Annotated in this window: 24 protein-coding genes; 17 read left to right on the top strand and 7 right to left on the bottom strand. The window is 39.0% G+C overall.

Annotated features, from left to right (window positions below; all coding sequences use genetic code 11):
• Positions 1–50 precede the first annotated feature (50 nt).
• Positions 51–983, top strand: coding sequence for an aldo/keto reductase (locus tag UE46_RS08215; RefSeq protein ID WP_036062268.1), 933 nt, complete (start codon positions 51–53; stop codon positions 981–983).
• Between the two features lie 21 nt (positions 984–1,004).
• Positions 1,005–1,586: a DNA-3-methyladenine glycosylase I gene (locus tag UE46_RS08220; protein ID WP_036062270.1), complete on the top strand. Its 582-nt coding sequence runs from the start codon at positions 1,005–1,007 to the stop codon at positions 1,584–1,586.
• 66 nt (positions 1,587–1,652) lie between these two features.
• Here the strand turns inward: UE46_RS08220 and UE46_RS08225 are convergent, their stop codons facing one another.
• Entirely contained in the window at positions 1,653–2,069 is a 417-nt protein-coding gene (locus UE46_RS08225; RefSeq protein WP_036062272.1) for a VOC family protein, read from the bottom strand.
• Positions 2,070–2,361: 292 nt separating this feature from the next.
• Here UE46_RS08225 and UE46_RS08230 point away from each other — a divergent pair, with 292 nt between their 5' ends.
• The gene (locus UE46_RS08230; protein WP_118907532.1) at positions 2,362–3,657 is read left to right on the top strand and encodes an arsenic transporter; all 1,296 of its coding nucleotides are present in this window, start codon (positions 2,362–2,364) and stop codon (positions 3,655–3,657) included.
• An 88-nt stretch (positions 3,658–3,745) separates the two neighbouring features.
• Here the strand turns inward: UE46_RS08230 and adhE are convergent, their stop codons facing one another.
• Positions 3,746–6,346: a bifunctional acetaldehyde-CoA/alcohol dehydrogenase gene (gene adhE, locus UE46_RS08235; protein WP_036062274.1), complete on the bottom strand. Its 2,601-nt coding sequence runs from the start codon at positions 6,344–6,346 to the stop codon at positions 3,746–3,748.
• A 386-nt stretch (positions 6,347–6,732) separates the two neighbouring features.
• On the opposite strand from adhE, the gene UE46_RS08240 reads away from it, so the two are divergent.
• The 10 genes from UE46_RS08240 to UE46_RS08285 all read left to right on the top strand — a co-directional run bounded on the left by UE46_RS08240 (position 6,733) and on the right by UE46_RS08285 (position 17,589).
• The gene (locus UE46_RS08240; RefSeq protein ID WP_051493026.1) at positions 6,733–8,595 is read left to right on the top strand and encodes a multicopper oxidase domain-containing protein; all 1,863 of its coding nucleotides are present in this window, start codon (positions 6,733–6,735) and stop codon (positions 8,593–8,595) included.
• Positions 8,596–8,794: 199 nt separating this feature from the next.
• Positions 8,795–9,571: a 30S ribosomal protein S2 gene (gene rpsB / locus UE46_RS08245; protein ID WP_036062278.1), complete on the top strand. Its 777-nt coding sequence runs from the start codon at positions 8,795–8,797 to the stop codon at positions 9,569–9,571.
• Between the two features lie 84 nt (positions 9,572–9,655).
• Positions 9,656–10,540 (top strand): translation elongation factor Ts, encoded by an 885-nt coding sequence (gene tsf, locus UE46_RS08250; RefSeq protein ID WP_036062279.1) that lies wholly within the window; start codon positions 9,656–9,658, stop codon positions 10,538–10,540.
• A 298-nt stretch (positions 10,541–10,838) separates the two neighbouring features.
• Positions 10,839–11,435: a class I SAM-dependent methyltransferase gene (locus UE46_RS08255; protein WP_036062281.1), complete on the top strand. Its 597-nt coding sequence runs from the start codon at positions 10,839–10,841 to the stop codon at positions 11,433–11,435.
• Positions 11,436–11,551: 116 nt separating this feature from the next.
• The gene (locus tag UE46_RS08260; RefSeq protein ID WP_118907533.1) at positions 11,552–12,391 is read left to right on the top strand and encodes a hypothetical protein; all 840 of its coding nucleotides are present in this window, start codon (positions 11,552–11,554) and stop codon (positions 12,389–12,391) included.
• A gap of 45 nt (positions 12,392–12,436) precedes the next feature.
• Entirely contained in the window at positions 12,437–13,333 is an 897-nt protein-coding gene (gene murB, locus UE46_RS08265; RefSeq protein WP_077912582.1) for a UDP-N-acetylmuramate dehydrogenase, read from the top strand.
• A 117-nt stretch (positions 13,334–13,450) separates the two neighbouring features.
• Positions 13,451–14,488 (top strand): AI-2E family transporter, encoded by a 1,038-nt coding sequence (locus UE46_RS08270; RefSeq protein ID WP_036062283.1) that lies wholly within the window; start codon positions 13,451–13,453, stop codon positions 14,486–14,488.
• A 67-nt stretch (positions 14,489–14,555) separates the two neighbouring features.
• Entirely contained in the window at positions 14,556–15,824 is a 1,269-nt protein-coding gene (locus tag UE46_RS08275; protein WP_036062284.1) for an alkaline phosphatase family protein, read from the top strand.
• A gap of 19 nt (positions 15,825–15,843) precedes the next feature.
• Positions 15,844–17,091 (top strand): MFS transporter, encoded by a 1,248-nt coding sequence (locus UE46_RS08280; protein ID WP_118907534.1) that lies wholly within the window; start codon positions 15,844–15,846, stop codon positions 17,089–17,091.
• Positions 17,092–17,118: 27 nt separating this feature from the next.
• Entirely contained in the window at positions 17,119–17,589 is a 471-nt protein-coding gene (locus UE46_RS08285; protein WP_233230913.1) for an SRPBCC domain-containing protein, read from the top strand.
• Positions 17,590–17,854: 265 nt separating this feature from the next.
• Here UE46_RS08285 and UE46_RS08290 read toward each other — a convergent pair whose 3' ends face one another.
• Positions 17,855–18,181 carry an inorganic pyrophosphatase gene (locus tag UE46_RS08290; RefSeq protein ID WP_051493027.1) on the bottom strand — a complete coding sequence of 109 codons (327 nt, stop codon included), beginning with the start codon at positions 18,179–18,181 and terminating at the stop codon, positions 17,855–17,857.
• A gap of 81 nt (positions 18,182–18,262) precedes the next feature.
• On the opposite strand from UE46_RS08290, the gene UE46_RS08295 reads away from it, so the two are divergent.
• Positions 18,263–18,643, top strand: coding sequence for a MerR family transcriptional regulator (locus UE46_RS08295; RefSeq protein ID WP_077912580.1), 381 nt, complete (start codon positions 18,263–18,265; stop codon positions 18,641–18,643).
• 47 nt (positions 18,644–18,690) lie between these two features.
• Here the strand turns inward: UE46_RS08295 and UE46_RS08300 are convergent, their stop codons facing one another.
• Positions 18,691–18,900, bottom strand: coding sequence for a helix-turn-helix domain-containing protein (locus tag UE46_RS08300; RefSeq protein ID WP_036062292.1), 210 nt, complete (start codon positions 18,898–18,900; stop codon positions 18,691–18,693).
• A gap of 12 nt (positions 18,901–18,912) precedes the next feature.
• On the bottom strand, positions 18,913–19,395 hold the full coding sequence (locus UE46_RS08305; RefSeq protein ID WP_118907536.1) for a DUF2975 domain-containing protein: 483 nt from the start codon (positions 19,393–19,395) through the stop codon (positions 18,913–18,915).
• Positions 19,396–19,596: 201 nt separating this feature from the next.
• Here UE46_RS08305 and UE46_RS08310 point away from each other — a divergent pair, with 201 nt between their 5' ends.
• From UE46_RS08310 to UE46_RS08320, 3 genes are all read left to right on the top strand, one after another.
• Positions 19,597–20,364 (top strand): DeoR/GlpR family DNA-binding transcription regulator, encoded by a 768-nt coding sequence (locus UE46_RS08310; RefSeq protein WP_036062294.1) that lies wholly within the window; start codon positions 19,597–19,599, stop codon positions 20,362–20,364.
• Positions 20,364–21,515 carry an N-acetylglucosamine-6-phosphate deacetylase gene (nagA, locus tag UE46_RS08315; RefSeq protein WP_036062297.1) on the top strand — a complete coding sequence of 384 codons (1,152 nt, stop codon included), beginning with the start codon at positions 20,364–20,366 and terminating at the stop codon, positions 21,513–21,515. Before UE46_RS08310 ends, nagA begins: the two co-directional genes overlap by 1 nt.
• Positions 21,516–21,593: 78 nt before the next feature.
• Positions 21,594–21,863, top strand: coding sequence for a hypothetical protein (locus tag UE46_RS08320; RefSeq protein WP_036062301.1), 270 nt, complete (start codon positions 21,594–21,596; stop codon positions 21,861–21,863).
• Between the two features lie 211 nt (positions 21,864–22,074).
• On the opposite strand, the gene UE46_RS08325 is transcribed toward UE46_RS08320, so the two are convergent.
• Positions 22,075–22,899, bottom strand: coding sequence for a polysaccharide deacetylase family protein (locus UE46_RS08325; protein ID WP_233230914.1), 825 nt, complete (start codon positions 22,897–22,899; stop codon positions 22,075–22,077).
• 242 nt (positions 22,900–23,141) lie between these two features.
• Complete coding sequence (gene pflA / locus UE46_RS08330; RefSeq protein ID WP_036062304.1) at positions 23,142–23,888, bottom strand: pyruvate formate-lyase-activating protein; 747 nt, start codon at positions 23,886–23,888, stop codon at positions 23,142–23,144.
• Positions 23,889–24,027 lie beyond the last annotated feature (139 nt).

Genomic DNA, 24,027 nt, shown 5'->3' on the forward strand with positions numbered 1-24,027 from the left:
TCGTTTTATGTTATCATGAAGCATAATGATAAATGAGGAGGTTTTTGGAGATGGAAAATAGAGTGGAAATTGGGAAAACAGGACTTCGCGTGACGCCAATCGGCTTTGGGGCAAATACTATTGGGGCGCATAATCTATTTCAAAATATCGATGAAGAAGTTAGTCGTGAAACGATCCGAGTAGCTCTAACAGAAGGTGCAGACTTTTTCGATAGCGCGTTTATGTACGGTTTAGGACGTTCCGAAGAATTAATTGGTGAAATTTTAGCGGAGACTGGACGCCGTTCGGATGTTGTTTTAGCGACAAAAGCCGCGCATATCGTAAATGGAGATCAAATCAAACTTGATAATTCTCCAGCATTTTTGACAGAAGCCGTTGATATCGCATTGGAGCGCTTACAAACGGACTATATCGACCTATTCTACATCCATTTCCCAGATGGAAGAACCCCTCCGGACGAAGCAGTTGGAGCATTACAACGACTAAAAGAAGCAGGGAAAATACGCGCTATCGGTGTGTCTAATTTTAACATGGAGGCGTTAGCTGCCGCGAATAAAGATGGTTACGTAGATGTCGTACAGGACAAATATTCATTGATCTATCCTGAATTAGAGGCCGATATGATTCCCTATTGTATCGAAAACGAGATCTCATTTATACCGTACACACCGCTTGCAAGTGGCCTATTAACAGGGAAGTTTACCGAACAAAATCCGCCCCAAGACTTCCGAAAAGAGCGCCCGCATTTCCAAGGCCAAAAATACTTGGATATTATCACAAAAGTGGATAGTCTCAAGGCTTTAACAGAACAACACCAAGTTTCCATCGCAAACATTATCCTTGCTACAACGCTTGGTATCGACGGAATCGATGTTGTGATTCCAGGCGCCAAAAGCCCTGACCAAGTTCGCGCGAATATGAAAACACTGGATGCGAAACTAACAAAAGAAGAAATAGCACAAGTTCGAGCTCTATTTAAATAATAAAAGAAAGAAGGGCGATACATCATGCAACAAGAACGATGCGGTTGGGCAATGAATGATACAGTAGAACAAGGCTATCACGATGAAGAATGGGGTGTCCCAAGTCGTGATGAGTATTATTTATTTGAAATGCTCAATTTAGAAGGTGCACAAGCCGGCTTATCTTGGCGCCTGATTTTGAATAAACGAGCAGCATACAAAAATGCTTTTCATCAATTTGATCCAAATAAATGCGCAGTGATGACTGATGAAGAATTAGAACATATTCGTGAAACCGCAGAAATCGTGAAAAATAAACTAAAAATAGGTGGCGTGCGCAAAAATGCGATTGCCTTTTTGAAAGTTCAAGCGGAATTCGGTTCATTTGCTAACTATATTTGGGGATACTCAAACGGTGAACCGATAATCAATCATTGGACAGATATGGCCCAAATGCCAGCTCAAAATGAGTTATCGCAACAAATTAGTAAAGACCTAAAGAAGCGTGGATTTACCTTTGTAGGTCCTGTTATTATCTATTCTTACTTGCAGGCAATCGGGATGATTGATGATCATGTGATAACATGCCCTTTCCATACAGAAAACCGCGAAAAATTGACATAACAAAAAAATAAAGCGAGACAAAAGTCCCGTTATTTGGAACCCTTGCCTCGCTTTCATTAAATAAACTTAGCTTTTTTGCCAGTTTAATTGCCATTCAACACCAAGTTTATCTGTTAATTTCGCATAAGTACCACCCCAAGGCATTTCTTGCAACTCGATAGACACATGCCCACCATCTTTAAATATCTCGTAAGTTGCTTTTAGTGAAGCTTCATCATCGAACATAAAAGCGATGGAAAGCATGTTACCAGCAACTACGGACTCGTCATCAGTATAAGAATCTGAGAAGTAAAGCAGCTCTACACCATCTTTTTCAAGACGTGCATGGACAATGCGATTTCCAAGAGTCTCATCACCACGTGAATCACCCATCTCGGCATAAGTCTGAACCATAGTTGGTGTTGCACCGAAAGCATTCCCGTAAAATTCCAAAGCCTCTTTCGTATTTCCGTTAAGCTCTAAGTAAGGTATTGTATTTGCCATTGTGTTTCCTCCTAATGAATAAATTACCACGCTAGGTGATAGAGATAGTATAAGGTATACATAGCTAAAAATCCACTAACATACAAGTAAAAGCGTAGGGTCATCCAAAGTATTTCTAATTTGCAGTGAAATACTTGACGTACATTATTTTGGGGTTTATATTGTATATAGATAAATATCTATGTATCGGTTTACTATCATCAAGAAAATGTATATCTAATTCATAGATTTATCTTTATATATTGGCCGGCAATCAATATACATAGCACACGGCTTTTGGGAGGTTGGGGAAATGGAAGTAACATTAGCGATTTTGGTGTTTATATGCACACTTATTTTCGTTATTTGGCAGCCTAGAAATTTATCTATAGGCTGGTCTGCTTGTGGTGGCGCCATTATTGCCTTATTACTAGGTGTTGTAAGTTTTACAGATGTATTTACGGTGACAGGAATCGTCTGGAATGCAACATTAGCTTTTATCGCCATTATCATTATTTCGCTTATATTAGATGAAATCGGTTTTTTTGAGTGGGCGGCACTACATATGGCGAGGCTAGCCAAGGGAAATGGAATATTGATGTTTGTTCTGATTGCAATATTAGGAGCGTTGGTTGCGGCTTTCTTTGCGAACGATGGGGCAGCGCTGATATTGACGCCAATTGTTTTAGCGATGGTTCGGGCACTAAAATTTGATGAGAAGAAAGTATTTCCCTTCATTATTGCCAGCGGATTTATTGCAGATACAACTTCTTTACCACTAGTAGTAAGTAATTTAGTAAATATCGTTTCGGCAGACTTTTTTGGCATCACTTTTTCGCAATATGCTCTCATTATGTGGTTACCGACACTATTCTCCCTGATCGCTAGCATTTTGATATTATATGTTTACTTTAGAAAAGCCTTACCAAAAAGATACGATGCGACAGATCTTAAAGCACCCGTTTCTGCGATTAAGGACTTAAAAATGTTTCATATCTCTTGGTTTGTTTTAGCTATTTTGGTCACTGGGTACTTTTTGAGTAGCCTTTTACAGATACCAGTTTCCTTCATTGCATTACTCATTGCTTTTATTTTCCTAGTACTAGCTCGAAATAGTAGAGCTGTCAACGCCAAAAAAATTGTTAAAGGAGCACCCTGGAGTATTGTATTTTTCTCGATAGGCATGTATGTGGTTGTTTATGGTCTACAAAATGCAGGGATTACAAAAGTGTTAGCCAGTGCAGTGGAATACATCGGTAGTTATGGATTATTCGCGGGTACGATTGGGATGGGATTCATTGCTGCGATTCTGTCTTCCATCATGAACAACATGCCAACCGTGATGATTAATGCACTTGCGATTGACCATACTCCTTTTACAGGTATCATGAAAGAAGCGCTGATTTATGCCAATGTTATTGGATCTGATTTAGGACCTAAACTCACGCCAATTGGTTCTTTAGCAACACTTTTATGGCTTCACGTATTAGCTCAAAAAAATGTGAAAATAAGTTGGGTAATGTACTTTAAAATTGGAATTGTCATCACACTGCCAGTTTTATTTATCACATTGGTTGGATTGTATATATCGTTGCTTATTTGGGCGTAGTAAACGATAATTTAATTATGTAAACAAGTTGTAGCATAAAAAAAGAACAGCCCGAGGGAGGGGCTGTTCTTTTTTATATAGTTATAAATTAAACACCTTTATAAGCGTTCATATAAACTTCTTTCAACTCGGAAACGAGCGGTTGAACTGGGTTAGCAGTCGTACATTGATCCATGAACGCGCGATCAGCAAGTGTATCAACCACTGCGTCGAATGCTTTCTTGTCAACGTTTTGACCTTTCAAGCTCATTTCGATTCCGCAATCTTTACCAAGGCTGATGATTGCATCAACTAGTGATTTCACGCCTTCTTCTGTTGTAGAAGCTGGAAGCCCTAGTACGCGAGCAATTTGTGCGTAATCTTGGTCTGCGCGGTAAGATTCGTATCTTGGGAACAACGCATGTTTTCTAGGTTTTGTTGCATTGTAACGAATAACGTGTGGCATAAGGATAGCATTCGCACGACCATGAGGGATATGGAATTCAGGTCCGATTTTGTGAGCTAAACTATGGTTAATTCCTAGGAAAGCGTTGGCAAATGCCATACCAGCCATAGCGGAAGCATTATGCATTTTTTCACGAGCATCTTCGTCACCTTCAAGAACGGAAGCGCGTAATGATTCGAATACCATTTCAATGGCACGTAGAGACAATCCACGAGTATAATCGCTTGCCATTACGGATACGTATGACTCGATCGCATGTGTTAATACGTCCATACCTGTGTCAGCTGTGATGTGAGCTGGAACTGTCATCACATATTGTGCATCGACAATTGCTACGTCTGGAGTCAATTCGTAATCTGCAAGTGGGTATTTAATGTTGTTTTCTTTATCTGTAATAACCGCAAAAGGAGTAACCTCAGATCCAGTACCAGATGTAGTAGGGATGGCAACGAATTGCGCTTTTTCACCAAGTTTAGGATATTTGAATGTACGTTTGCGAATATCTAAGAATTTTTGTTTCAAACCGAAGAATGAAGCTTCTGGGTGTTCATAGAATAACCACATACCTTTGGCAGCATCCATTGCGGAACCACCACCGAGTGCGATAATGCAATCTGGTTTGAAGTCTTTCATTAGTTCTGCGCCTTTATAAACAGTTACGTCAGATGGATCTGGTTCTACGTCTGCAAATACTTGAATGTCTACATTGTTACTGCGTTTTTTCAAGTGTTCGATAACAACGTCAACATATTTGAATTGCACCATTCCTGGGTCAGTTACGATGAATACGCGTTCGATGTTCGGCATTTTTTGTAGATATTGTGTAGAATATTTTTCAAAGAATACTTTTGGTGGCAGTTTGAACCATTGCATATTATTTCTCCGTTCTGCGATACGTTTCACATTTAAAAGGTTTGTTGCGCTAACGTTTTGTGATACAGAGTTTTTACCGTAAGATCCGCAACCTAGTGTTAGGGAAGGGATGAAGCCATTGTAAAGGTCGCCGATTCCGCCTTGAGCAGATGGTGCGTTCACAATGATACGACATGCTTTCATACGTAAACCGAATGCTAGTTGTGCTTCGCGGTCTGTTGAATGAATAACTGCTGAGTGACCTAAACCACCGTATACAAGCATTTCTTCACAACGATCAAAAGCTTGTGCTTGGTCTTTCGCTTCAATGAAAGCTAGGACTGGGCTTAGTTTTTCATGAGATAGTGGGTAATCGTCGCCCACACCTTTAATTTCAGCTACGAGCATTTTTGTATCTTCTGGAACTTTGAATCCAGCTTCGTTTGCGATCCAAGCAGGGGATTTACCTACAACATTTGGATTTAACGCGTGTGTTTCAGGATTGATAACATAGCTTTCTAATTTTTTGAATTCAGCGCCTTTAACGAAGTAGCATTTGTTCGCTTCCATTTCGTCTTTTACAGCTTTGGCAACTTCTTTGTCGACGATGACAGCTTGTTCAGAAGCACAAATCATACCGTGATCGAAAGTTTTAGATAGGATTAGGTCGTTTACTGCGCGTTTGATTTTCGCTGTTTTGTCGATGTAAGCTGGAACGTTACCAGGACCAACGCCAAGAGCAGGTTTACCAGTAGAGTACGCTGATTTAACCATTGCTGCACCACCTGTAGCAAGCACGAGCGCTACATCTTTATGGTTCATCAATTGTTTTGTCGCTTCTAGTGATGGTTTCTCAACCCATTGAATACAATGTTCTGGAGCGCCTGCTGCAACTGCTGCTTCATAAACAACACGAGCGGCTTCAGAAGAACATTTTTGAGCGCTTGGGTGGAATGCGAAAATGATTGGGTTACGTGTTTTAATAGCAATGATAGCTTTAAATAGTGTAGTAGAAGTTGGGTTAGTTACAGGAGTTACCCCAGCAATAACGCCGACTGGTTCTGCAATCTCAACAACACCGGTTTGTTTATCTTCATGGATAATGCCGACTGTTTTATCTGCTTTAATGCTATTCCAAATATATTCTGTTGCAAAAATATTTTTGATACATTTATCTTCATAAATACCGCGACCAGTTTCTTCAATCGCTAGTTTAGCAAGAGGCATATGTTGATCAAGACCAGCTAGTGCCATTGCATGAACGATATTATCTACTTTTTCTTGGTCAAAGTCAGCGAATGCTTTCAGTGCGCTTTGTCCATTACTTGCTAATTTATCAATTACCTTTTGAACTTCTACTTCTTCATTTACAGCTTTTTCTTTCATTGCCATTTTTGAACCCTCCAATGATATTGGGACTAAAAACGTCCTCTCGTGACATTTAATGTCCCTGTTATTTCAAAAAAATTGCGGCGGTCGACTCGCCGTCCTTTTTTTGTGTTTCTTATTTATAAAGTAAGTGTAACACTTCACAAAGTCTTTGTCTAGTTGTTTTTGTGAAAACATTCACTTAGTGTTTAAAATGGGAAAATAGGCATATCTAAAAAGAGACTAGCACACCTTTTGACATAGTTAAAATAAGAGAATAGCGTGATTTTCTACGTTGTTTTCTCAACGGTATAACATAATTTTACTAGCGATTGCTAAGAAAGATTGTGCAATTTGTAGTATACTTAAATAGAAATGACAATATATAGATAAAAAGGAGTTACATACAGATGTATATGATGTTTTTTGGGAGTTCTATTTTTATACTGGTGGCAATGGCAGTTATTTGGTCAGTTTTTTTCTTTAAAGGTACCAGAGCTTTATTTATCGTAAATGGCTTTTTTTTCATAGCTTGGTGTGCCGTTGCGCTACTTGCAAGCCTGACTATTGGTTGGGAATTTATTCGGCAAATTTTTGGGATGTTAGCACCAATGGTTTTGTCTCCAATTTTGCTAGTCTTGATTTTTCGGGAACACACGAGCTGGCGAACGGTGACAAAACGGTATGCGATTTTCATATCTTGGTTTGCTGTTTTTATGATTGCTTTCCAAATACCTGCATTTCCGAGCGTTAGGGAATATTTCGAATGTTTTGGTGTACCAATTTTCGCATTCTTTCTATTATATGCATGGAATAAATGGCTGGCAGATCGAGCAAAGCGTAGCTGGCTTATTGTTGGTAGTGTCTTTACAATTCTTGCTTTTATTTCCGTGTCGCTCATATGGAACGCAAATGAAATGAAGGCTGATGGGCAAGATATGATTATGGATTGGGGCGGTGGAAATGCGACGAAATTGCAGAATCAAACGGATGTAACTACCTTGACTGGACCGAGTAAAGCGGACGTAACCAAGCGCTATCGTTTTACAGCGGCAAAAAAAAGGATGACGGTTCCTGATGGGACGAAAAAAGAAGTATGGCTTTTTAATGGAGAAATGACCGGGCCTGCGATTCGCGTAAAACAGGGGGATGTCGTGGAGGTAACTTTAATGAACAAAGATATTGCGGATGGCGTTACGATTCATTGGCATGGATATGACGTACCGATCTCAGAAGATGGTGTCCCGGATATCTCGCAAAAAGCAGTCGGGGTTGGGGAGAGTCATACGTACCGTTTCAAAGCGGATAAAGTGGGGACATTTTGGTACCATTCTCACAGTCAGTCTTCCGAACAAGTAGGTCATGGTTTATTTGGGTCGCTCGTTGTTGAACCAAAAGACAGGACACAAAATGAACTCGAAATCGTGGGCTTCGTTGCTCCGAAATATATAGATAAAGATGGCGCACTACTATCAGCTAATGGAAGTTTGCCGAAAACTGTAAAACCAGGTACTAAAGTCAGAATCCGTCTTGGAAATGCACATAATAAGCCACAAAAAATCATTCTGAACGGAGCTTCGTATCAAGTGGCTGCGATTGACGGGAACGCCATCTATCGACCAACAAATCTAAAAGATACGTACTTACAGGTGCCAGCTGGCGGACGCATGGATATTACATTCACGATGCCAAATCATGCAGTGCGGTTATTTGATGCAAAAGATGAGGCAGGAGGATGGGAATTCCAATCGACGACGAGAACAACCGAAGCTTCTCATGATATTCCAAAAGAAGTTTTCAAACCGGAGCAATACGGTGAACAAAAAGCAACAGGATTAGATTTATCTCGTGGATTTGATCGTGAATTTACGATGGTATTTGACAGTAAGTTAGCCTTTTTCGACGGTATGGTGCATCATTTATGGACGATTAACGGCATGCTTTATCCAAACACACCGATGCTCATGGTCAGTGAGGGGGATCTAGTGAAGACGACGTTTATCAATAGGAGTTATGGTCACCACCCGATGCACTTACACGGACATACCATGCTTGTTCTGACGCGTAATGGGGAAGCGACAACGGGTAGTCCTTGGTGGACAGACACTCTAAACGTAAAGCCTGGTGAGACATATGAAGTCGCATTTAAAGCTGATAATCCAGGAATTTGGATGGATCATTGCCATAACTTGGACCATGCGACCAACGGAATGATGATGCACCTGCAGTATGACAATGTGTACACACCATTTTCTGGACATACGCACGAATAAGAGAAAACATTTCGCTATTTTGTAAGATAAACGTTGCATTTACTTGTCATACGAAGGTTTTTATGCTAATATAGAAAACAGTGTTAAATCACACACGCGTTGAGGACAGTACAAAAGGTGCTTGCTTGCAAGTCTTTGTCTGGTTGATTCACGCGGAGGGCGGAAAATCCGCAAAAATAAAACCATAGGAGGGAATAACATGCCTGTTATTTCAATGAAACAATTGTTAGAAGCTGGGGTACATTTCGGCCACCAAACACGTCGCTGGAACCCAAAAATGAAGAAATATATCTTCACAGAAAGAAACGGTATCTACATTATCGATTTACAAAAAACTGTTAAGAAAGTAGACGAAGCTTTCAATTTCATGAAAGAAATCTCTGCTGACGGTGGAACAATCCTTTTTGTAGGAACTAAAAAACAAGCGCAAGATTCAGTACGTGATGAAGCGATCCGTTCAGGTCAATATTTCGTTAACCATCGTTGGTTAGGTGGAACATTGACAAACTTTGAAACAATCCAAAAACGTATTAAACATCTTAAGAAAATCGAAAAAATGGAAGAAGACGGTACTTTCGAAGTCCTTCCTAAAAAAGAAGTTGTTCTACTTAAGAAAGAACAAGAGAAATTAGAAAGATTCCTAGGCGGTATTAAAGATATGAAAGGTCTTCCAGATGCTTTGTTCATCGTTGACCCTCGTAAAGAACGTATTGCTGTTGCAGAAGCTCGTAAATTACACATCCCGATTATCGGTATTGTAGATACAAACTGTGATCCAGATGAAATTGATTACGTAATTCCTGCAAATGACGATGCTATCCGCGCGGTTAAACTTTTAACTGCTAGAATGGCTGATGCTATCATCGAAGTAAACCAAGGTGAAGAGCAAGAAGTTCCTGTTGAAGAAGTAAAAGCTCCAGTTGTTGAAGAAAAACCTGCAGCACCAGTTGCTGAAGAACCAACAACAGAAGCATAAGATATGATTTAAAACTAACAAGGTGATAAGTGGCAATCTCTTATCACCTTTTTTCAAACAATTTTATATTAGGAGGAATTGTAAATGGCTAACGTTACAGCTCAAATGGTAAAAGAACTACGTGAAAAAACTGGTGCAGGTATGATGGATTGTAAAAAAGCATTAGTAGAAGTAGATGGAGATATGGATTTAGCAATCGACTACCTACGTGAAAAAGGTATTGCGAAAGCTGCTAAAAAATCAGATCGTATCGCGACAGAAGGTATGACAAGTGTTGTCAGCAATGACAAACATGTTGCAGTACTTGAAATCAACGCGGAAACAGATTTTGTAGCTAAAAATGACCAATTCATTCAATTAGTACAAGACATTTCAAACCAACTACTAACTGTTCGTCCAGATAACTTAGATGAAGCCTTAAAAACGGAAATGCCTAATGGGCAATCTTTACAAGACTACATCAATGAAGCAATCCAAAAAATCGGTGAAAGAATTTCTCTTCGTCGTTTTGAAATTAAAGAAAAAGTTGCTGATCACGCATTTGGCGAATACATTCACATGGGTGGACGTATTGGTGTATTAGTAGTTCTTGAAGGAACTTCTGATGACGCGATTGCGAAAGATGTTGCAATGCACGTTGCAGCAATTAATCCTAAATACATTTCTCGTAATGACGTTTCTCAAGACGAAATTGCGCACGAAAGAAAAATCCTTACAGAGCAAGCTCTTAACGAAGGCAAACCAGCTAACATCGTTGAAAAAATGGTCGAAGGTCGCTTAACGAAATACCTTAGCGAAATTAGCCTAGAAGATCAACCATTCGTTAAAAATCCAGACGTAACTGTAGGCCAATTTGTTAAAGAAAAAGGCGCTACAATCAAATCATTCGTTCGCTTTGAAGTCGGCGAAGGATTAGAGAAAAAAGAAGACAACTTTGTTGAAGAAGTTATGAATCAAGTGAAAAAATAAATCACGTTTTAAGTGATTCTTAAGGACCTGCTATTCGTAAAGAATGGTAGGTTTTTCTTTTAAGGAACAAAATCTAAATAGCTACAACACAGATGTAAGAGGTGATTTCTTGGGAAGCATCGTAAAGTATATTCTACTATTTATTTGGCTAACAGTTTCAATGTACTACTATTATGAGATTTTCCCGCGAACTATTTTATGGTTTATTGTAAGTATCCCAATAGAAGTATTAGGATGTTTACTAATCATATGGCTGTTTGAAAAAAATAAAACGACAAAGTAAAGGATGAGACTACAGATGGAAGATAATATTTTTGAAAGAATGGCAAAAAATTATGATTCAGAAAGCCGGATCGAACTCGCTAATATCGTTGCCAGCAGAGTAAAGAAAGAATTGATGGAAGCTAAAAATAAAACACTCATCGATTATGGAAGTGGAACTGGACTAATTGGTTTACAGCTAACGGATCTGGTGAACTCCATTACACTAATTGATTCCTCAGAAGGCATGGTAGAGATAATCCGTGATAAAATAGCACAAACTAATATTCAAAATGCGCGGACATTAGTTGCAGATTTCACGAAGGACGTTAGTGCAACCAAAGCGGATATTATTTTAGTTTCGCTGGTTCTTTTACATATTCCAGATACTAAACTCATTTTAGAAAGATTGTATGGAACTTTAAATGATGGAGGAAAGCTAATTATTGTTGACTTTGATAAAAATGAACGCATTGATCATCCTACTGTTCATAATGGTTTTGATGCAAATGAACTCAAAAAATGGCTTGCGAGTACTGGCTTTGAGTCGACTGATATCGATATATTTTATCATGGCGAAAAAGTATTCATGAAGCAAGATGCTGATATGTTTATAGCTGTTAGTTATAAATAGAGTTAATTGCTCATAATATTATTATGTAAACTAATAAAACTTTCTCCTGACATTTTGATGATTTTCCTTTATAATAGAAGTATAGATACTGAAAATGCTTAGTGAAGGTGATATGGATGGTAAATAAAAATCCCAAAGTATATAAAAAAATGCTAGAAAATAATCACTCGTTACCGTACAAAGTTCGTATTAATGGTACGCTTTTTGAAGTTATCGTTTACTCGATGCTCGGCAAAATGGCTGGCGTAGTGGTTGTAGATCCTAATGGCTTAACAGTCGACCGAAATACCGCGGAGCAAGTTCTCATTTACGTGCAAAAATATAGCTTTTACTTTGAATACTTGAAAAAACGAACACACGTTGTCAAAGAACGCGATAGCATTACAGCAGAGCGTGTTGAAAAAGTACAGCGGATTTTGAATGAGAAGGGTTTATTTGGAGAGAAGATGCAGCTTGACATTGACCAGTTAAATCTTGCCCTCGAGGTATATAAGCAACAGCAACGCAAATTGGATATTTATCAAGAAGATATCACGCTACTAAATGAAAAAATTGAGGCGCAGCAAGAGATCTTTGAGGAAGACTGGCATCATGCGGAGGATTTATCGCTAGCTTATGCAATCGCTGCCTACGGACAAAGTCTATACTTAGAAAAAACACGTGATATCCGTAAAAAAATGTTAAAATGGACGCAAACACATGGTAAGATGTTGCCACCAGAGCAACGCCGACAACTATCAAAATTAGCGTTTGTACTAAGTGAGGCCCAAGCAGGACATATTTTCGACCAAATTATTTCGCTGATTCCAATGTTAGAAAATGGCTTAAAGTTAAATCGTGATCAAGCCATTCCGGCATGCGTAAAAGAATTTGGTAAGGCGTACGAATCCTATTGTCGCGCATATGAGCCGTCGATGGATCGGATTACCCCGTTAATTCGTAATAAGAAAGGCTAATTAGAGCCAATAGAAAGGTAAAGGCGTATGTACACAACTCAAATTATGGAACAATTAAAGCAAGAAATTCCAACACTTATTGTAAAACCGAATGAAGATTTAGCGGCGTATACTTTCACAAAAACGGGCGGCCAGGCAGACTTATTTGTTATGCCGACAAGTCATCAATTAGCTGCTGAAACGATTAAATTCGCCAATACAAATAACGTACCACTAACCATTCTCGGAAACGGATCGAACCTGATTATTAAAGACGGCGGGATTCGTGGGATTGTGATGTACTTAGATGCGCTTCATGCGATTAAACGGGAAGGTACGAAGGTCATTGCTGGCTGTGGTGCTAAAATCATCGATGTCTCTCGCTTTGCATTAGAAGCCTCACTGAGCGGTTTAGAATTCGCTTGTGGTATTCCAGGTTCCGTCGGTGGTGCGCTCTACATGAACGCTGGCGCTTACGGTGGCGAAATATCTGACGTGTTAATCGAAGCTACGGTACTAACACCAACTGGTGAGTTGAAATATCTTCAAAAAGACCAGTTAGAAGCCAAATATCGCAAAAGTTCGATCGCAGACAATCATTACGTTGTACTAGAAGCCGTATTTGAATTAACGCTCGCTGAACCACATACGATCCGCTTAAAAATGGAAGAGCTAACAGAAATGCGCGAAGCAAAACAACCACTAGAATATCCTTCATGTGGTAGTGTATTCAAACGTCCACCAGGTCATTTTGCGGGGAAACTCATTCAAGATGCTGGTTTACAAGGTCATCAAATTGGCGGAGCACAAGTGTCCATGAAGCATGCTGGATTTATCGTGAACATCGATCATGCATCAGCAACAGATTATATGGAGCTTATCGATCACGTGCAGAAGACAGTTTCAGAAAAATCCGGTGTTTTGCTTGAAACTGAAGTAAAAATTATTGGAGAAGATAAGTAATTGTAAACTCTTTGGCTTAGATGTTGAGCTAAAGAGTTTTTTTAATAGATAGCATGCATCAACAGTGTTTTTTTGTTACAATAGAATGAGTCAGAATCAAACTAGGAGGATTTCAATTTGGATGCTGTAATAAAACTGTTTTACAATCGTAGTTTCCGACGCGTACTTGTCTTTATATTAGTTGCCGTCGTTCTATATCTACTTAGAAGTATGATCGATATTATCTTGCTCACCTTTATATTCTCATTTCTAATCAATCGTCTGGAGAATTTTATTTTGAAGCGGATCTCGATTTATAGGAAAGTCATCGTGATTATTTTGTATGTGTTTATCGCACTCGGCATTTCACTTATCGTTGTTAAATACATACCAATGCTAATCGAACAACTAGATCAGCTGATTAGGTCTGTTACTAAATTTTACACGAATCCAGGAAACAACGAATCTGTTAATTACATCATGTCCCTTGCTAAAGAATTTGAAATAACGAAATATGCGAACGATGGTATTCAGTTCCTACTCTCGTATTTAGCTAATATCGGTGTCGTAACGATGAATATTTTCATTGCGCTTATTTTGAGCCTATTTTTCTCACTTGGAAAAGAACAATTGATCCTGTTTACTAGTAAATTTGGTCAGAGTAAAGTAGCCTTCGTTTACGACGAGCTAAAATATTTCGGTTCTAAGTTCACAGAAACATTCGGAAAAGTGATCGAAGCGCAATTTATGATCGCACTGGTCAACTGCGTACTAACAACGATCGCTCTATGGATCATGGGCTTCCCGCAACTATTCTCACTTGCAATTATGGTTTTCTTACTGGGCCTGATTCCAGTAGCGGGCGTTATTATCTCAATGATACCGCTAACGATTATCGCTTATGCTATCGGTGGTATCAACTACGTACTCATTATTCTAGTACTTGTGGTTGTCATTCACGCGATCGAATCCTATATTTTAAATCCGAAATTGATGTCCGCTAAGACTGATTTACCTGTTTTTTATACGTTTATTGTGCTGATTTTTTCAGAACATTTCTTCGGCATCTGGGGACTAATCGTTGGTATTCCAGTATTCATGTTCTTCTTAGATGTTCTCGGCGTGATTAACGAAGATGAGGTCATGGTGCATCCTGATAAAAAAGTCACCAAGTAAGTTAGAACTGAGGAAGTTGCTTCTGCTATTTTCTCGGTTTTTTTGACGAAAGGAACGAATGAAAAATATGAGTCGCTATTTGCAAATTATCTCTTTAGATGCGCTCGGAAAGGCTGACTTGGAAGATCTCACCGATTTACCCACACTTGCTTTTCTGAAAAACAATGGGACGCATGTTTCAGCTGTTGAAACGATCTATCCCTCGCTCACATACCCAGCGCATACGACGATCATGACGGGACATTATCCGAAAACACATGGTATTATAAACAACACGAAGGTGCAACCAGAAAAGGCGTCACCAGATTGGTATTGGTATCGTAATGCAATCAAAGTTCCCACCTTATACGATGCCGCAAAACAAGCAGGGTTAAGCACTGCCGCCTTTTTATGGCCAGTGGCAGCGCGTAGTTCGATCGATTATAATATTGCTGAAATTTTCCCGAATCGATTTTGGCTGAGTCAAGTCGCCGTTTCATTGTGGGGAAGTTCGCCAGGCTTTTTGATAGAAATGAACCATCGTTTTGGCCATTTAAGAAAAGGAATTGCCCAGCCAGACTTAGATAACTTTTTGACAGCCGCAGTAGAAGACACGATTCTTCGCAAAAAACCGAATCTCACACTTGTGCATTTAGTGGATATGGATAGTATGCGGCATGCCCACGGGGTTAGATCACTTGAAGCACACGCAGCGCTAAAACGCCACGACGACCGGTTAGCAAGGATTATCGAGGCGACGAAGCGAAATGGTACATACGCAGAGACGACATTCATTGTTTTAGGAGATCATTATCAGATTGATGTGAGTAAGGCCATCCAGTTAAACGCGCTATTCGCCGAGCATCATTTCTTATCTGTACAAAATGGAAAAATAACAGATTGGGATGTCTACGCTAAAAGTTGCGATGGTTCGTGTTATATTTATGCTAAAGATGATACGGATATAGACCAGATTCGGGCGCTAATAGAGCCATTAGAAGGTATTGAAAAGATTTTTAGCGCTGAGGAAGCAGCAGCATTTGGAGCAGATGATACGTGCGCTTTAATGATAGAAGCCAAGGCAGGTTACTATTTTAAAGATGCAGCAGTAGGTGATGTTGTTCAAAAAATCGAGGCGCAGGACATTGGGAGGCCAGACTATTATCGCGCCGTACATGGCTATTCACCGCAAAAGCCAAACTATGATACAACCATGATTGCCTTTGGACAGGGTATCAAAAAGGGAGCAGTGATAGAGCGCTCACGATTAATTGACGCCGCGCCAACGTTTGCAGCCATTTTAAATATTGACTTCCCTGGAACAGCTGGTACGGTGATAGAAGGTATTTTTGATTAAGAAAAGGGGATACATCTAAATGAAATTGACGAAACAAGAGAAGAGCTGGGTATTGCAAGATTGGGGCAACTCGGTGTATTCTATTATGATTACAACGGCGATTTTACCGATTTACTTTAAAGGGGTGGCGAGTAACGCTGGTATTGCAGATCATGTATCAACGGCTTACTGGGGTTATGCGAATTCGCTCGGTACGCTATTTATTTCGCTACTGGCGCCGATTTTAGGGACCATTGCTGATTACCAGTTTTTCAAGAAACGGTTTTTCAGTTTATTCACCTGGATCGGTATCGCTTTTACAGTTGGCTTTGTGTTCGTTCCGAGCGATCAATGGATGTTGCTGCTGATATTCTATATGTTATCCTTGATCGGTTTTTCTGGAGCTAATATATTCTACGACTCGTTTTTAGTAGACGTCACCAGCAATGACCGAATGGATAAAATTTCGTCTTTCGGTTATGCATTTGGATATCTAGGAAGTTGCATTCCGTTTGTCGTTTTCATCATCTTTCAAGCGACGGGAATCTTGCCAATTAGTCAAACGATGCTGCTAAATGGCGCCTTTTTACTAACCGCTGTCTGGTGGGCTGTTTTCACGATACCACTTTGGCGTAATGTGCAACAAGTTTACTACATTCCACATGATAAAAAGCCCGTACGAAGCAGTTTCGCGAGGCTTGGTAAGACGCTTAAAAATATAAAACAGTACCGCAATATTGTTCTGTTTCTAGTCGCGTATTTTTTTTATATCGATGGTGTGGATACGATTTTCAGAATGGCCTCGTCCTACGGGATTGATCTTGGGATTTCAGACACCACGCTGATCATTGTCTTGTTGGTCACGCAAATTGTGGCGTTCCCGTTCACGATTATATACGGTCAACTAGCGAAACGATTCGGTGGTAAATCTCTCATACTTGTCGCGATTTCGATTTATATTATCATTTGTATCTACGCTATTTTCATGAAAACAACGACTGATTTCTGGGTTTTAGCCATGCTTGTCGGGACATCTCAAGGAGGCATTCAAGCGCTAAGCCGTTCTTATTTCGGCAAAATCATCCCTAAAGAACGATCCAATGAATTTTACGGATTCTATAATATTTTCGGCAAATTTTCAGCAATTATGGGCCCGGCACTGATGGGAGTCATCGCTCAAGTCACTGGCCACACACAATACGGTGTTGCGAGTCTCGTCGTTTTATTCGTTATCGGTGGCGTATTATTCTTATTTGTGAAGCCAATACCTGTTTTAGACCAACCTTAATTAAAATATGAAATGGAGAGATGTACGATGCAAGAAAACTATCAAAAAATAACCGAAGAATCTGGCGTTATGTCATTTGAATTAGAGCTAAATGCCCCGCGCCCTAAAGTATGGGAGCTTATTGCAACAACGAAAGGTTTTGCCCAATGGTTTCCTGAACTAAGCGTCGGCGAGTCTGGCGTTGATGGTATGATCTTATTTGATTTTGGGAATGGCGAATACGAAGAGATGACGATCACCATTTATGATCCTAAATCTGTATTGGAGTACACGTGGGATAAGAATGTCGTTCGATTTGAGCTCATCGAAAAAGAAGCAACAACAGTGCTACGATTCACGGAAGAAATAACGGAGTTGACGACACATACACCACGTGACATTGCAGGTTGGTACATGTGCTTACAAAAAATTCAGGGTATTTTAGAAGATAAAGACGTATCCTTTACAGAAGAAGAGTTTCTAGCGCTATTTGATAAGTATCAAGCAGTCATGAACTAAGAATTGAACAACTCATTCGCTCAGAAGGAAGAGGCGGCAGCGTGGATGGATTGGACGCTTATTAGTATTTTAAGTGCGGTTTATTCCTTACGACTCATGCAAAAGTTCCCCATCGTGAAAGATCGACTTTTGACGTGTACGAAACGGCTAGACTAATTACACCTAAAAGAAAGAGCCTCCGGGATGCTGTACAAACATTGGAGGCTCTTTTCGCATATGCTTGACTTGAAGTGAACTCCAAGATGTATACTAAAAGGGTGGAAAATTAAACAAGAAGCATAATGTCTGAGTCGAAATATTGTTCTATAAAATTGGTTTTAGATTGAATGGTAGCTATATCTATGTGTTCGCCTTTAGACATGACAACCCATTTATCTTCTACATCATTTTTTCGAACGATAACAGCCACTACTTCGCCGGAGAACTTTTTTGTAGGAACGACAGACGCAGACAGTATATAGGCATCTTGATATTCGCCGTCCCCAGCAATGATGTTTTCAACGAATCCATAGTCTACCGGATATACATTATTAAATGCGTCTGTGTAGCCTATAGGTCTGTCGATTGTGACAGTCACTTCAAATTTTTTCATGTATTTCTCCTTTCGTTTCGATATATTGCTTATTATAGCATGAAAGAAAGGCAGGTTTTATTTTTAAAGGAGGTTGTATGGATGAATATAAAATTGGTAAGCGCAGAGGCGAATGTTTCTGCCGATACGATTCGTTACTATGAGCGAATAGGGCTCATTCCACCAGTGCAAAGAAATGAAAATGGTGTTCGTATATTCGATGATGAAGATCTGCGTTGGATCACATTCAGCCGTCAGATGCGTAAAGCAGGGCTATCCATTGAATCCTTAATTGAATATCTAAGCCTTTTTCGTGAAGGAGATGACACCGCACCCGCACGTGTAGAACTTTTAAAAGAACAGCGAAATGAGCTGCAAGATCGTATTGACATGATGCAAAGCGCATTAGACCGTCTAGATTTTAAAATTGATAATTATGCGAGCCATATGATACCTGCTGAGAAAAAACTAAGAGACTTCTAAAAATAGAGCAAGCTCCCAAACATGATTCATATGGGAACTTGCTCTATTTATTTCTCATTTTTATATTCTAAAATATCCCCAGGTTGACATTCGAGTGCTGCGCAAATAGCTTCTAGGGTGGAGAACCGGATTGCTTTTGCCTTACCATTTTTCAGAACCGAAATATTAGCCATTGTGATGCCAACTTTTTTGGATAGTTCGGTAACACTCATTTTCCTTTTAGCCAGTTGTACGTCAATATTTATTATAATCGCCATAGCTTAGTCACCTCAGACCGTTAAGTCGTTTTCTGATTTGATACTAATTGCTTCTTGTAAAAGTCTTTGAAGAACCGCAGCAAATGTGGCAATAACGATAGATGCAAATGTAAGAATAAGTCCGATGATCATAATACCTGGAGCATCGGTTTTATCTGCTAAAAAATAAAAAAGTGGCAAACAAAGTACATATAGTGAGCTAATAATAATGGCACAATATTTGATCCATTTCAAGGAGTGAACAGAACGCTCGGAGAAAGCCACTTTTTTATCAATAAATGTTAGAACTTTGATAGCTTGATACAAACCAATGAAAAAAGGGATAACAGTAATGTACACCGTCATTAATATTGGATATAGCAACTTGGTAAACTCGGGAGCTCTTTTACTGACTTCTGTGGCAAGTAGTGGTAACGGAATAACGCATGCAGCAAGTATTGCAATTCCCATAAGAAGAACAACAATCTTTAAGAAGAGAGTAGATCCTCGCTTCATAATAAACACCTCATTTAATAGTATTATATTGATAATAGCAAAATATATATCGTTTTACAATAAATATATATCTTTATTTTTATTGAAACCACTATCTGGATTCCATTCTATATTTGATTTGGTTGACAATTAGTGAATAAAGATTATAATTGACTTACATAAAATTATTTAATAATCGCGTAAACTTAAGGAGGTTGGCTTATGAATCAACAAGAACGATTGGCTAAGATCCTCAGCATACTAGAAAAGCAACCGAAGATTTCTCAGAAGGAATTGATGTCGATTTTCAATATTTCAAAAGACTCCGTGCGTCGAGATATAGTGATATTAGTAGAGCAAGGATTGGCAGAACGGTATCCTGGTGGAATTTCGCGCCCGCTTTTAAAAGCACAGATCGAAAACTATTCGAGTCGCTTAATTAAGCGAGCAAGAGAAAAAGAGGAGATCGCGAAAGAGGCGGGTCACTTACTAGATTCGGAAATGACGATATATTTAGATGTTTCCACAACGGTTCATTTTTTAGCAGCTAACTTAGTGGCTCATGATTTGGTTGTCGTGACAAATTCCATGGACAATGCTTTATCCGTCTCACAAGAGGGAAGTAATCAAGTTTATTTACTTGGTGGTTTTTTTAATGCGAAATCTCGTATACTAACTGGTGAAGCAGTCTTGCAGCAATTAAATCAGTTTAATTTCGATTGGTCTTTTATCGGAGCCGCTGGAATAACGGAGCAAGGGATATATTACTCAGAATTGGCCGATAGTCACCTTAAGCGAGGTATTATTCAAAATTCTCAGAAGGTGTGTTTGTTAATCGACAGTAGCAAGTTTAATCAACAATCCGCGTATAAAATCGATTTTACAGGTATCAACAAGATCATTACAGATCAAGCTTTGCCGCCAAGCCTCATGAATGTCATGATTGCAAAGGAAATCGATGTGGTGCTTGTGAAAGAAGGAGGGAAATAATGACGATTATTAAAAATGTAAGAATAGCTCAAGGTCAAGATTTAGTTGAGGCGGCCGTTGTTATTGATCGAAATAAAATCCAGCGAGTATTGACCGGCGAGGACTTAGAAGACTTAAACGTAGACGAATATTTTCAAGAAAATATTATTGATGGTGATAATAAGCTGCTAATACCTGGCATGATCGATGTTCATATTCATGGAGCGCATAATTTTGATATGATGGATGGGACAACGGAAAGTATTCAAGCAGTTTCAAGAGCATGCGCAAAAACTGGCTGCACTAGCTTTTTAGTAACTTCGGTTAGTTCTAGTTTAGAGGTTTTATTGTTAATGATTGAGCAAACGAAAGCGGTAATAGGTAAAGAAGAAGGCGCTAAAATTGCGGGGATACACTTGGAAGGCCCGTATCTTAATGTAGAGAAAAAGGGCATGCAAAATCCTATCCATTTACGCCATCCCGATTTAAAGGAAATGGCAACAATATTCGATGTGGCAGACGGTCTAATTAAGATGGTGACAATAGCGCCAGAATTACCAGGTGGCCTGGAGCTTATACACTTTTTAAGGGAACGTGGCGTGGTTGTGGCGATTGCTCATTCTAATGCGACCTACGAGCAGGCTCAACTTGCATTCAGCCATGGAGCAACACATATTACGCACTGTTTTAATGCCATGCCAGCGATCCATCACAGGGCACCAGGATTAGTAACCGCAGCCTTGGAAGACGACTCTGTCAGCGTGCAAGCAATTGTTGATGGCGTACATCTCCATCCAGGGATTGTTCGGTTAATGCATAAAATAAAAGGGCCCGACAAAATGGTACTGACGACAGATGCGTTGCAAGCCATGGGTGTCGGTGATGGTGAGTATTTATTTGGAGGACATCAAGTAACCGTCAAGGAAGGTGTAGCACGCTTACATGATGGCACATTGGCTTCTAGTACAGTGACTATGAACCGTTCCTTACAACTTAGTACAGAGTTTGGTATTCCCTTAGAAAACAGTATTCAGATGGCTACCAGCACGCCAGCGACCATTTTAGGGATGGCTAATGTTGGATCTATTAAAGAAGGTTTTGTGGCCGATTTGGTCTTAGTTGATGAGGAATTTAATGTTGTTAAAACGTGGATTAATGGTATAGTTTTTTGAGCTTTTAAGTCAAATTTAAAGTATGCTGATAAATAGAATTTATCATATCAATCAAAAAATTTAAGGATGCGAAAATGAATGTTTGGACCTAACGACGATATTCTTAAGCAAAAAATTGTTGCTATTCTTGATGAATACATCATGTCACAAAAGCAAGCTGCAGAAATGCTTAATATGGATACCACGAATGTAACTAGACTAGTTAAAGACAAAAGAATCAATCCATTATATGTTTTTAATAAAGAAAGCCCCAGAACAATTTGTTTATTTTACAGAAAAGATGTAGAATCTTATCATGAAGTACTGAATGCCTATCGGAAATTAAGAAAAAAGTTTAAACATGATTAAAACATCTCAAAGATCGTTATAAGATCAATAAATTAATCTAAAATACTAAAACAAAAGCTAGAAAGGGAGCGATTTGCTCAGCAATTTGACTTCGCTCTTTCTAGTTTACATAATATATATTATAGGAAGTAATGAATCAATAATCAGAATAGCTGATTCATACAAAAAAGCATTATTTGTTGCCAATCAACAACAAATAATGCTTTTTATCTTATAAATTAGGATCATTTTTAAAGTTTTGATGTAAAGTTTCATTTTCATGATAAGCCTGGAATGTATATCCTTTGTTACGAAACATTTTTATAATCCTTGGTAATGCATCGAGCGTATTTTTACGTTCGTGGAATAAAATCACGATTGGTTCATCGCTACCTTCATATGCGTTAACTTGTGAAAGCACATTTTTGTATACTGCATTAGAATTACCAGGACCATAACGCCAGTCGTTGCTATCGATATTCCAATCAACCAGACGGAATCCATTTTGTTTCGTTTCTTCAATTTGCTTGTCTGTAAGATACGTACTGCCATATGGTGCTCTGATTAAATTAGTGCGAATACCACTTATTTCTGCAAATTTATCACGTTCGCGGTTCATTTCTCTAATGAACGTAGGATCTTTTTTACGGTAAAGTTTCTTAGGGTCATGCGTATAACTATGTAAACCAATAACAGAACCTCCATTGGCCATACGTTGATACGTAGCTTTATCGCTGTTAGGAAACTCATTTCCTACAAAAAAGAATGATGATGGAGCATTTTCTCGCTCCAGTATATCTAAGAATTCCGTAAGATGAATACTTGGACCATCGTCGAAAGTAAGGTAAGCAACTTTTTTTCCTGCAGCAGGTCCTGGTGGATCAATTGGTGCCATCTTCATAGGTTGCTTGTTCGCTGGTACTTTCCAGTGCTGCACAGTGACTGCTTCGGCTTTTAGTTGAATCATTTCTTTGGAACCCGTGCTATTCGTAGATAAATTATTGGTTATCGCTAAGCCTCCTATAGTTAAAACAATGGTTGTAATGATGATTGCCATGAACCATTTAAACTTGGATGACTTTATCTTGTGCGCTTGTGATCTTCGGCCTTGCCGCATTAGATTATTGCCCCCTTTTATATTTCTATATTACAATTTAAACACATATTAGGGGATTATTCAAGTGATAATTGTATAAGTTAACATTTTATTGACATGATAATGCCTTTTTTGTAATCAAAACGTAATGAAAGAATGAAAGAGCATAGTATTGTGAATCTATGCTCTTTGCTAGGAACTATTTAATTATATTTTTGTGTTTCTAAAATAGTATTTGCCATTTTAACGACATCATCTTCAGGTGCTTCGATTCCTTCTAACGGATATCTGATACCGAGACTCTCCCATTTATACACGCCCATTGTATGATATGGTAGCACTTCTACCCGCTCTACATTCGGCAATTTTGTGATGAATTCATGTAATTTCGTTAAGTCTTCAGGATCATCAGTTTTAGTTGGAATCAATACATGCCTAATCCAAATTGGTTGTTCTTTATCCGCTAAATACTGTGCAAAATCAAGAATTGGCGCGTTTGGACGAGTTGTAAGTTTTAGATGTTTGGCAGGATCAATCTGCTTGATATCAAGCAATATTAAATCTGTGACTTCCATCAGACGATCTAGTTTTTCAATGAATTCTGGATCTCTTGTAAAGCAGCCACCGCAAGAATCAATAGTAGTATGAATTCCAGCTTTTTTGCAAAGGGTGAAGAGTTCAATAAGAAAGTCTACTTGTAGTAAGGGTTCCCCTCCACTAACTGTAATACCTCCACCTGAAGCGTCCATGAAAGCCTTATATTTATAAGCTTCTTCAAAAACATCCTGTGCGGTTCTTTCCTCCCCAATTCCGATCTTCCATGTATCCGGATTATGACAAAATTGGCAACGCAATAAACAGCCTTGCATAAAAACAATAAAACGAATACCAGGACCATCAACAGTCCCCATTGTTTCTACGGAATGAACACGACCAATAACTTCAGACATTTTACTCCTCTTCCTTTCAGTGACAGATTTACAACAGACAGGGATTGCAACAAACACAATCCCTAACTAATGTCTTTTCACAGAACTATAAAGCCCCGCGAAACCTCAGCGGAATGAGAAATGCTAAGATTCTAGGCAA

The organism is Listeria weihenstephanensis, from assembly GCF_003534205.1.
In the GTDB taxonomy this organism is placed as follows: Bacteria; Bacillota; Bacilli; order Lactobacillales; family Listeriaceae; genus Listeria_A; species Listeria_A weihenstephanensis.

Bases quoted from the DNA above. Each gene is read 5' to 3' on its own strand.
- UE46_RS08275 (WP_036062284.1), top strand. From the start codon at position 14,556: ATGAGTCGCTATTTGCAAATTATCTCTTTAGATGCGCTCGGAAAGGCT.
- UE46_RS08240 (WP_051493026.1), top strand. From the start codon at position 6,733: ATGTATATGATGTTTTTTGGGAGTTCTATTTTTATACTGGTGGCAATG.
- rpsB (WP_036062278.1), top strand. From the start codon at position 8,795: ATGCCTGTTATTTCAATGAAACAATTGTTAGAAGCTGGGGTACATTTC.
- UE46_RS08320 (WP_036062301.1), top strand. From the start codon at position 21,594: ATGTTTGGACCTAACGACGATATTCTTAAGCAAAAAATTGTTGCTATT.
- UE46_RS08295 (WP_077912580.1), top strand. From the start codon at position 18,263: ATGAATATAAAATTGGTAAGCGCAGAGGCGAATGTTTCTGCCGATACG.
- tsf (WP_036062279.1), top strand. From the start codon at position 9,656: ATGGCTAACGTTACAGCTCAAATGGTAAAAGAACTACGTGAAAAAACT.
- UE46_RS08310 (WP_036062294.1), top strand. From the start codon at position 19,597: ATGAATCAACAAGAACGATTGGCTAAGATCCTCAGCATACTAGAAAAG.
- UE46_RS08305 (WP_118907536.1), bottom strand. From the start codon at position 19,395: ATGAAGCGAGGATCTACTCTCTTCTTAAAGATTGTTGTTCTTCTTATG.
- nagA (WP_036062297.1), top strand. From the start codon at position 20,364: ATGACGATTATTAAAAATGTAAGAATAGCTCAAGGTCAAGATTTAGTT.
- UE46_RS08260 (WP_118907533.1), top strand. From the start codon at position 11,552: ATGGTAAATAAAAATCCCAAAGTATATAAAAAAATGCTAGAAAATAAT.
- UE46_RS08300 (WP_036062292.1), bottom strand. From the start codon at position 18,900: ATGGCGATTATAATAAATATTGACGTACAACTGGCTAAAAGGAAAATG.
- UE46_RS08285 (WP_233230913.1), top strand. From the start codon at position 17,119: ATGCAAGAAAACTATCAAAAAATAACCGAAGAATCTGGCGTTATGTCA.
- UE46_RS08290 (WP_051493027.1), bottom strand. From the start codon at position 18,181: ATGAAAAAATTTGAAGTGACTGTCACAATCGACAGACCTATAGGCTAC.
- pflA (WP_036062304.1), bottom strand. From the start codon at position 23,888: ATGTCTGAAGTTATTGGTCGTGTTCATTCCGTAGAAACAATGGGGACT.
- UE46_RS08255 (WP_036062281.1), top strand. From the start codon at position 10,839: ATGGAAGATAATATTTTTGAAAGAATGGCAAAAAATTATGATTCAGAA.
- UE46_RS08280 (WP_118907534.1), top strand. From the start codon at position 15,844: ATGAAATTGACGAAACAAGAGAAGAGCTGGGTATTGCAAGATTGGGGC.
- UE46_RS08215 (WP_036062268.1), top strand. From the start codon at position 51: ATGGAAAATAGAGTGGAAATTGGGAAAACAGGACTTCGCGTGACGCCA.
- UE46_RS08230 (WP_118907532.1), top strand. From the start codon at position 2,362: ATGGAAGTAACATTAGCGATTTTGGTGTTTATATGCACACTTATTTTC.
- UE46_RS08325 (WP_233230914.1), bottom strand. From the start codon at position 22,899: ATGGCAATCATCATTACAACCATTGTTTTAACTATAGGAGGCTTAGCG.
- UE46_RS08225 (WP_036062272.1), bottom strand. From the start codon at position 2,069: ATGGCAAATACAATACCTTACTTAGAGCTTAACGGAAATACGAAAGAG.
- murB (WP_077912582.1), top strand. From the start codon at position 12,437: ATGGAACAATTAAAGCAAGAAATTCCAACACTTATTGTAAAACCGAAT.
- adhE (WP_036062274.1), bottom strand. From the start codon at position 6,346: ATGGCAATGAAAGAAAAAGCTGTAAATGAAGAAGTAGAAGTTCAAAAG.